7 protein-coding genes and 1 tRNA gene are annotated in these 8,864 nt (G+C 39.7%); 7 read left to right on the top strand and 1 reads right to left on the bottom strand.

Features of this window, described 5'->3' with window-relative positions; translation table 11 throughout:
• Positions 1 to 80: 80 nt before the first annotated feature.
• Positions 81 to 1,397, bottom strand: a complete 1,317-nt coding sequence (locus tag HT669_RS01345) for an FAD-containing oxidoreductase (RefSeq protein ID WP_050222886.1) — start codon at positions 1,395 to 1,397, stop codon at positions 81 to 83.
• 193 nt (positions 1,398 to 1,590) lie between these two features.
• Here HT669_RS01345 and HT669_RS01350 point away from each other — a divergent pair, with 193 nt between their 5' ends.
• The 7 genes from HT669_RS01350 (at position 1,591) to HT669_RS01380 (ending at position 8,597) form a co-directional block, all read left to right on the top strand.
• Positions 1,591 to 2,817 carry an OFA family MFS transporter gene (locus HT669_RS01350; RefSeq protein WP_000841590.1) on the top strand — a complete coding sequence of 409 codons (1,227 nt, stop codon included), beginning with the start codon at positions 1,591 to 1,593 and terminating at the stop codon, positions 2,815 to 2,817.
• Positions 2,818 to 3,014: 197 nt separating this feature from the next.
• Positions 3,015 to 4,595 (top strand): DEAD/DEAH box helicase, encoded by a 1,581-nt coding sequence (locus HT669_RS01355; RefSeq protein WP_000671122.1) that lies wholly within the window; start codon positions 3,015 to 3,017, stop codon positions 4,593 to 4,595.
• Between the two features lie 277 nt (positions 4,596 to 4,872).
• Positions 4,873 to 5,661, top strand: a complete 789-nt coding sequence (gene codY, locus HT669_RS01360; protein WP_172922192.1) for a GTP-sensing pleiotropic transcriptional regulator CodY — start codon at positions 4,873 to 4,875, stop codon at positions 5,659 to 5,661.
• On the top strand, positions 5,661 to 6,236 hold the full coding sequence (locus HT669_RS01365; RefSeq protein WP_000158719.1) for an isochorismatase family cysteine hydrolase: 576 nt from the start codon (positions 5,661 to 5,663) through the stop codon (positions 6,234 to 6,236). The genes codY and HT669_RS01365 overlap by 1 nt, the downstream gene beginning before the upstream one ends.
• 80 nt (positions 6,237 to 6,316) lie before the next feature.
• Positions 6,317 to 6,402, top strand: a tRNA-Leu gene (locus HT669_RS01370).
• A gap of 280 nt (positions 6,403 to 6,682) precedes the next feature.
• A complete protein-coding gene (gene ugpC, locus HT669_RS01375) occupies positions 6,683 to 7,813 on the top strand; it encodes a sn-glycerol-3-phosphate ABC transporter ATP-binding protein UgpC (protein WP_000229957.1) in 1,131 nt (376 codons plus the stop codon).
• Positions 7,814 to 8,084: 271 nt separating this feature from the next.
• Positions 8,085 to 8,597 (top strand): adenine phosphoribosyltransferase, encoded by a 513-nt coding sequence (locus HT669_RS01380; RefSeq protein WP_001049320.1) that lies wholly within the window; start codon positions 8,085 to 8,087, stop codon positions 8,595 to 8,597.
• Positions 8,598 to 8,864: the final 267 nt, after the last annotated feature.

An 8,864-nucleotide genomic window follows, 5' to 3' on the forward strand; every position in this document is an offset into this window, starting at 1 on the left:
ATTTGATTTTCGAAGAGTATGAGATTTCGCAGAAATGAAAACAGCCCTCAGAGGGCTGTCAGTTAAGATGTGATCTCAACTTAAATCGCAAACAAGTCATTCAAGTTCTCAGCCAAGGTTGGGTGAGTGAAGATTTGTTTTGTGAAGTAAGTGTAAGGAATCTTGTTGTCCATAGCAACAGTGATGATGTTGATGATTTCTTGAGAACCTTCTGAGAAGATGCTTGCTCCAAGAATTTCTTTGGTTTCAGTATTAACAACAGCTTTGAAAGCTCCGCGAAGGTTTCCATTTACGTGACCACGAGGCATGGCTGCAACAGGAATTTCCTTAACAGCGTATGGAAGTTTCAAATCTGCTGCTTGGCTTTCAGTCAAACCAACTTGTGAAAGTGCAGGTGTGATAAACATGGTGTTTGGTACATTGAGACGGTCTTCAAGTGTGTAGCTGCCATCTCCAGCAAGGTAGCTGTAGACAACACGGAAGTCATCAAGTGAAATGTAAGTAAATTGAAGGCCACCGTTGACATCCCCAACTGCAAATACACCAGGAACGTTTGTTTGACAATGTTTGTCTACTTTAATAGCACCACGTTCAGTAAGTTCAATATCTGTATTTTCAAGTTGAAGTGGTTCTACATTTGGTTTACGTCCAGTTGCGTAGAGAAGGGCATCGAAACGGTAAGTTTCGTCTTCAGTTACGATAAGCACTTGGTCACCGTCGTTTTTAATTTCAGTAGTATGGATATTTTGAAGCAATTCAATACCGTCTTCTTCCAGGTATTGTTTAGCAAGAGCTGCGATGGAAGGTTCTGCACGAGGTAGGAATGTATCCAAGGCATCTAGGACTGTAACCTTGCTTCCAAGTTTGTTGTAAAGGCCAGCAAATTCAAGACCGATATTTCCACCACCAAGGACTCCAAGTTTTTCAGGCAATTTGTCCAAATTTTGGATACCTGTTGAGTCAAAGACGTTCTTGCTTGTAGCAAGTCCAGGGATAGGCAAGACGTTTGAAACAGCACCAGTGTTGATGACGATTGTTTCAGCAGTCAGTTCTTTCTTTTCATCACCAGCTTGGATTTCGATGACTTTATTTGAAAGGAAGTGAGCTTCCGCATCAAAGATATCCACGCCTGTACCAGCAACAGTCGCATAGTTTTTACCGTTGAGGCGACCAGTGATAGTATTTTTGGTAGCAATGACTTCTTCAAAAGACAAGCCCTTCTCAGCAGCAACTAGCAAGGTTTTAGTTGGGATACAACCAATGTTGATACAAGTTCCACCATACATAGCTTTGCTACGTTCAACGAGGGCAACTTTTTTGCCAGCTGAAGCCAATTTACCAGCTAGTGTTTTACCAGCCTTACCAAATCCAATAACGATTAAATCATAAGTTAACATTTAGAGTTCCTCCTATTCGAATTTCATTCTAGCACAAGAAAAAAACTTTTGCACAATTCTGCTACGAAAAAGACAGAAAAATATAAAAACGCTTTCTAGACAAAAAACTAGTAATTTTTTGACAAGCTTGATAAACTAAAATCCTATCTATTTTTATATAAGATAGAATAAATGTTCGAAAATAGGAGGTTTTATGAAATCGAATCGCTATATTATTGCCTTTGCTGGGGTCATTTTACACTTAATGCTGGGTTCGACTTATGCTTGGAGTGTTTATCGTAACCCTATTATTGAAAAAACGGGATGGGATCAGGCTTCTGTTGCCTTTGCCTTTAGTCTAGCAATCTTTTGTTTAGGCTTATCGGCTGCATTTATGGGGCGTTTGGTAGAAAAATTTGGTCCGAGAGTCATGGGGAGTCTATCTGCTTTTCTATACGCAGGTGGAAATATCTTAACAGGATTTGCAATAGACCGTCAGGAGCTGTGGTTGTTGTATCTCGCTTATGGAATTTTAGGTGGGCTTGGTTTGGGAGCAGGCTACATTACCCCTGTGTCAACGATTATAAAATGGTTTCCTGATAAACGTGGTCTCGCAACAGGTTTAGCGATTATGGGGTTTGGTTTTGCTTCTTTATTGACTAGTCCCATAGCGCAACATCTCATCGCAGGGGTAGGGCTTGTAGAAACTTTTTATATTTTAGGTGCAAGTTACTTTATTATCATGCTCCTAGCTTCACAATTCATTAAGCGTCCAAATGAGCAAGAGCTTGCAATTTTATCTGTTTCAGGGAAAGAAAAAACAGCCTCTTTGACGCAAGGGATGACTGCAAATCAGGCTCTAAAAAGCAATCGGTTTTATATACTTTGGATTATTTTCTTTATCAACATAGCTTGTGGTTTAGGCTTAATTTCAGCGGCATCGCCAATGGCACAGGAGATGGCTGGCTTGTCTACAAGTCATGCAGCAGTAATGGTGGGCGTTTTGGGGATTTTCAATGGATTTGGTCGCTTGCTTTGGGCGAGTTTGTCTGACTATATCGGTCGCCCTCTAACCTTTAGTATATTACTGCTTGTCAATCTTTTCTTTTCTCTCTCACTTTGGCTCTTTACAGATTCCGTTTTATTTGTAGTCGCTATGTCTATTTTGATGACTTGCTATGGAGCTGGTTTTTCTTTGATTCCAGCTTATCTCAGTGATATTTTTGGAACCAAGGAATTGGCCGCTCTGCATGGTTATATTTTAACGGCTTGGGCAATGGCTGGTTTAGCGGGACCTATTTTATTAGCAGAGACTTATAAAATGGCTCATTCTTACACACAAACCTTGTTCGTTTTTATCATTTTATATAGTATCGCCTTGGCTTTGTCTTATTATCTAGGTCGTTCAATCAAAAAGGAAAGCCAAAAACCGCTTACATGATTTTCTAGAGAAATTGGGCTATCTTTTGCTCTGGTCTTGTGTTATACTAGATAGGTTGCAAAGAAAACAGTACTTTTCTTTTGTGGAAAAGAAGCAACACGATTTTATATCCAGTATATGAAAATACGTCATAAAAAGAAAAGTATACACTAAGCCCTATGGGGTGGCTTCGCACCACCTTTAGAAAGAAGAACAACGTGAAATTTAATGAATTAAACTTGTCTGCTGATTTGCTAGCAGAGATTGAAAAAGCTGGTTTTGTAGAAGCCAGTCCGATCCAAGAACAAACCATTCCCTTGGCCCTTGAAGGCAAGGACGTTATCGGTCAAGCTCAGACTGGTACAGGAAAAACTGCAGCCTTTGGCTTGCCTACCCTTGAAAAAATCCGTACAGAAGAAGCGACTATCCAAGCCTTGGTGATCGCTCCAACTCGTGAACTCGCTGTCCAAAGTCAAGAGGAATTGTTCCGTTTTGGTCGTAGCAAGGGAGTCAAAGTCCGCTCAGTATACGGCGGATCAAGCATTGAAAAACAAATTAAGGCTCTTAAATCTGGTGCCCATATCGTGGTGGGAACACCTGGTCGCCTCTTAGACTTGATCAAACGCAAGGCCTTGAAATTACAAGATATTGAAACGCTTATCCTTGACGAAGCGGATGAAATGCTCAACATGGGCTTCCTTGAAGACATTGAAGCTATCATCTCCCGTGTCCCTGAAAATCGACAAACTCTTCTTTTCTCAGCAACTATGCCAGATGCCATCAAACGTATCGGTGTTCAGTTTATGAAAGAACCTGAGCATGTGAAGATTGCTGCTAAGGAATTGACAACAGAATTGGTTGATCAATACTATATCCGAGTTAAGGAACAAGAAAAATTTGATACTATGACACGTCTCATGGATGTGGAGCAACCTGAGCTTGCTATCGTATTTGGTCGTACCAAACGTCGTGTGGATGAATTGACTCGTGGTTTGAAAATCCGTGGCTTCCGTGCAGAAGGAATTCATGGAGACCTAGACCAAAACAAACGTCTTCGTGTCCTTCGTGACTTTAAAAATGGAAATCTGGATGTTCTAGTTGCGACGGACGTTGCAGCGCGTGGTTTGGATATTTCAGGTGTGACCCATGTCTATAACTACGATATTCCACAAGATCCTGAAAGTTATGTTCACCGTATCGGTCGTACAGGTCGTGCCGGTAAGTCAGGTCAGTCTATTACTTTCGTATCACCAAATGAAATGGGCTACCTCCAAATCATTGAAAACTTGACCAAGAAACGCATGAAAGGTCTCAAACCTGCAAGTGCAGAAGAAGCCTTCCAAGCTAAAAAACAGGTAGCTCTCAAGAAAATCGAACGTGATTTTGCAGATGAGACTATCCGTGCTAACTTTGAGAAATTTGGTAAGGATGCTCGTAAGCTAGCTGCCGAATTTACTCCAGAAGAATTGGCAATGTATATCTTGAGTCTGACTGTTCAAGATCCGGATAGCCTTCCAGAAGTGGAGATTGCGCGTGAAAAACCACTGCCATTTAAACCATCAGGTAATGGCTTCGGTGGTAAAGCTAAGGGAGGTCGTCGTGGAGATGACCGTCGAGACCGTGATCGTCGAGACCGTGATCGCCGTGGTAATGGTCGTCGGGATGATTTCAAAAAAGGAAGTCGTGGCAATGATCGTTTTGATAAAGACAGACGTTACCGTAAGGATAATAAAAAACCACGCAATACTTCAAGTGAAAAGCAAACAGGCTTTGTTATTCGTAACAAGGGAGATAAATAAGAAAAAGCGGTTCAAAATGAATCGCTTTTTTATATAAGGAGACCAAGGGTGAAAGAAGATGGTGATAGCAAAGGATAGGTGAAATGGAAAGGTATTATCAACCCACCTTCTTATAATGATATAATATCAAATATAAATTAGGTTGTCAATAAGAAAACATAATTTTCTAAAATATTTCAGCTAGTCTAAATTGCAATTAAATAAGCAATTTTCAGATAATAATTGAAAATTCAATCTGTTTATGTTATAATGATAGCGATTAAATTCGAGGTGAAAAATGGCACATTTATTAGAAAAAACAAGAAAGATTACATCAATTTTGAAGCGCTCAGAGGAGCAGTTTCAGGATGAGCTTCCTTACAACGCTATTACGCGTCAGTTAGCGGATATTATTCATTGCAATGCCTGCATTATCAATAGTAAGGGACGTCTGCTTGGCTATTTTATGCGTTATAAAACAAATACAGATCGCGTAGAGCAATTCTTCCAAACTAAGATTTTCCCAGATGACTACGTTCAAGGGGCTAATATGATTTACGAAACAGAAGCAAATTTGCCTGTTGAGCATGATATGAGTATTTTCCCTGTTGAGAGTAGAGAAGATTTTCCAGATGGCTTGACGACTATTGCACCGATTCATGTATCGGGGATTCGCCTTGGTTCTTTGATTATTTGGCGCAATGATAAAAAATTCGAAGATGAGGACTTGATTCTTGTTGAGATTGCCAGTACCGTTGTTGGGATTCAGCTTCTTAACTTCCAGCGTGAAGAAGATGAGAAAAATATCCGTCGCCGTACTGCTGTCACCATGGCGGTTAATACCCTTTCTTACTCCGAACTCCGTGCTGTTTCAGCAATTTTAGGGGAATTAAATGGAAATGAAGGGCAGTTGACTGCATCAGTGATTGCAGACCGTATCAGAATTACCCGCTCTGTGATTGTCAATGCCCTTCGTAAACTTGAATCTGCGGGAATTATTGAAAGTCGCTCACTTGGAATGAAGGGAACCTACCTTAAGGTCTTGATTTCAGATATTTTTGAAGAAGTGAAGAAAAGAGATTACTAATGACTAAAGCTTTAATTTCGATTGATTATACAGAAGATTTTGTTGCTGATAGTGGTAAATTGACAGCAGGGGCTCCAGCTCAGGCTATTTCGGATGCCATTAGCAAGGTGACTCGATTAGCTTTTGAACGGGGAGATTATATCTTCTTTACTATTGATGCTCATGAAGAAAACGATTGTTTTCATCCAGAAAGTAAACTATTTCCTCCTCATAATCTGATTGGGACTAGTGGACGCAATTTATACGGAGACTTGGGGATCTTTTATCAAGAGCATGGTTCAGACAGTCGTGTCTTTTGGATGGATAAACGCCATTACTCAGCTTTTTCAGGGACTGACCTAGATATTCGTTTGAGAGAGCGTCGCATTTCTACAGTTATCTTAACAGGTGTCTTGACGGATATCTGTGTCCTGCATACAGCTATTGATGCCTATAATCTAGGTTATGACATCGAGATTGTTCAACCAGCTGTTGCTTCCATCTGGCCTGAAAATCATCAATTTGCCCTAGGTCATTTCAAAAATACACTTGGAGCTAAGTTAGTAGATGAAAATCTAAATGAAATTTTAGAGTAATTTGGTTGATGAAATGAAAAAAATTGAAAAAAAGTGTTGACAAGCATCCCAAAAGTTGATATACTAGTAAAGTAATCGACGCGGGGATGGCGGAATTGGCAGACGCGCAGGACTAAGGATCCTGTGACCGCTTTAGGTCGTGAGGGTTCAAGTCCCTCTCTCCGCATAGGATAAGAGTTAGCTTAGGCTAGCTCTTTTGTATTTCTCTAAAAAATTAGAATCCAGTCAAATGTAGTGGAGAATCAGCGAAAATATGGGAAAGCTGATCCTTGTTTCTGCTTTTGTATAGAAGAATAATAAAGATTATCTTCTTCAAATTCTCCGATATTCTCTAAAGTTTTGTGCAAGTTGCACAGAATTTTTTTGTTTTTTTGGTCACCTTGCCATAGAAATGTAAAACGTTTTCATCTATAATATAATTATCAAAAACAAAAGGAGTTCACCTCATGGTAGAATTGAATCTTAAAAATATTTACAAAAAATATCCAAACAGCGAACACTATTCAGTTGAAGATTTCAACTTGAACATCAAAGATAAAGAATTTATCGTTTTTGTAGGTCCTTCAGGATGTGGTAAATCAACTACACTCCGTATGATTGCTGGTCTTGAAGACATCACAGAAGGTACTGCATCTATCGATGGCGTGGTTGTCAACGATGTAGCTCCAAAAGACCGCGACATCGCCATGGTATTCCAAAACTACGCTCTTTACCCACACATGACTGTTTATGACAACATGGCTTTCGGTTTGAAATTGCGTAAATACAGCAAAGAAGACATCGACAAACGTGTGCAAGAAGCAGCTGAAATTCTTGGATTGAAAGAATTTTTGGAACGTAAACCAGCTGACCTTTCAGGTGGTCAACGTCAACGTGTTGCCATGGGTCGTGCCATCGTCCGTGATGCAAAAGTATTCTTGATGGACGAACCTTTGTCAAACTTGGATGCTAAACTTCGTGTATCAATGCGTGCTGAAATTGCGAAAATCCACCGTCGTATCGGAGCTACAACTATCTACGTAACTCACGACCAAACAGAAGCGATGACACTTGCAGACCGTATCGTTATCATGTCAGCAACTAAGAACCCTGCTGGTACAGGTACTATCGGACGTGTTGAGCAAATCGGTACTCCTCAAGAAGTTTACAAAAACCCAGTTAACAAATTCGTTGCAGGATTCATCGGAAGCCCAGCAATGAACTTCATCAATGTGAAATTAGTTGGTAGCGAAATTATTTCTGATGGTTTCCGTTTGAAAGTTCCAGAAGGAGCATTGAAAGTTCTTCGCGAAAAAGGCTACGAAGGTAAAGAGTTGATTTTCGGTATCCGTCCAGAAGATGTGAATGCAGAACCTGCTTTCCTTGAAACATTCCCAGACTGTGTTGTAAAAGCGACTATCTCTGTATCAGAACTGCTTGGTTCAGAATCTCACCTATACTGCCAAGTTGGTAAAGACGAATTTGTTGCTAAAGTTGATGCTCGTGATTACTTGCAAACAGGTGCAACAGTTGAACTTGGATTTGACTTGAACAAAGCACACTTCTTCGATGTAGAAACTGAAAAAACAGTCTATTAAAATAAATAAAATTCAAAGCACTACAAGAAAAGATATCTCTTTATCGATTGTAGTGGAGAGATATCAGTTAATCTAGGGAGAGAAACAAAATGCTTCTCTCCTTTTTGCTAGGGAAGTCATATTATGTATCTATCTTGTGACGTGCCTTGAATAAAAATGGTCGTCTTATTTGACTTATAGGGTGACTAGCAAATGAAATATTGTTTTCCCTTTCTTCTTTACTGGAAAATATGCTATAATAGAGAGTAAAAACTTTGAAAGAAAGAAAAAGATGAATTTAAAAGATTACATTGCAACAATTGAAAATTATCCAAAAGAAGGTATCACCTTCCGTGATATTAGTCCTTTGATGGCTGATGGAAATGCTTATAGCTACGCTGTTCGTGAAATTGTTCAGTATGCTACTGACAAGAAAATTGACATGGTTGTAGGGCCTGAGGCTCGTGGATTTATTGTGGGCTGTCCAGTTGCCTTTGAGTTGGGAATTGGTTTTGCACCTGTTCGTAAACCAGGTAAATTGCCACGTGAAGTCATTTCTGCTGACTATGAAAAAGAGTACGGTGTTGATACCTTGACTATGCATGCGGATGCAATCAAACCAGGTCAACGCGTTCTTATCGTAGATGATCTCTTGGCAACAGGTGGAACTGTTAAGGCAACTATCGAAATGATTGAAAAACTTGGTGGTGTTGTAGCAGGTTGTGCCTTTCTTGTTGAATTGGATGAATTGAACGGCCGTGAAAAAATCGGTGACTACGATTACAAAGTTTTGATGCATTATTAATGAAAAACAGTCCCTAGGGCTGTTTTCTCTACATTAGGATATAAAAATAGACTATAGCTAGTTAGAGAAAAACTATAATTGAAAACTATATCTTCTTGCAGTATAATAAAAGGACTATGTGTTTGAAATTTAGTTTCATACTCAATGAAAATCAAAGAGTAAACTAGCCGTAAGCTGCTCAAAGTACAGCTTTGAGGTTGCAGATAGAACTGACGAAGTCAGCTCAAAACACAGTTTTGAGGTTGCAGATAGAACTGACGAAGTCAG

Source organism: Streptococcus sp. 2100 (assembly GCF_013276335.1).
In the GTDB taxonomy this organism is placed as follows: Bacteria; Bacillota; Bacilli; order Lactobacillales; family Streptococcaceae; genus Streptococcus; species Streptococcus pseudopneumoniae.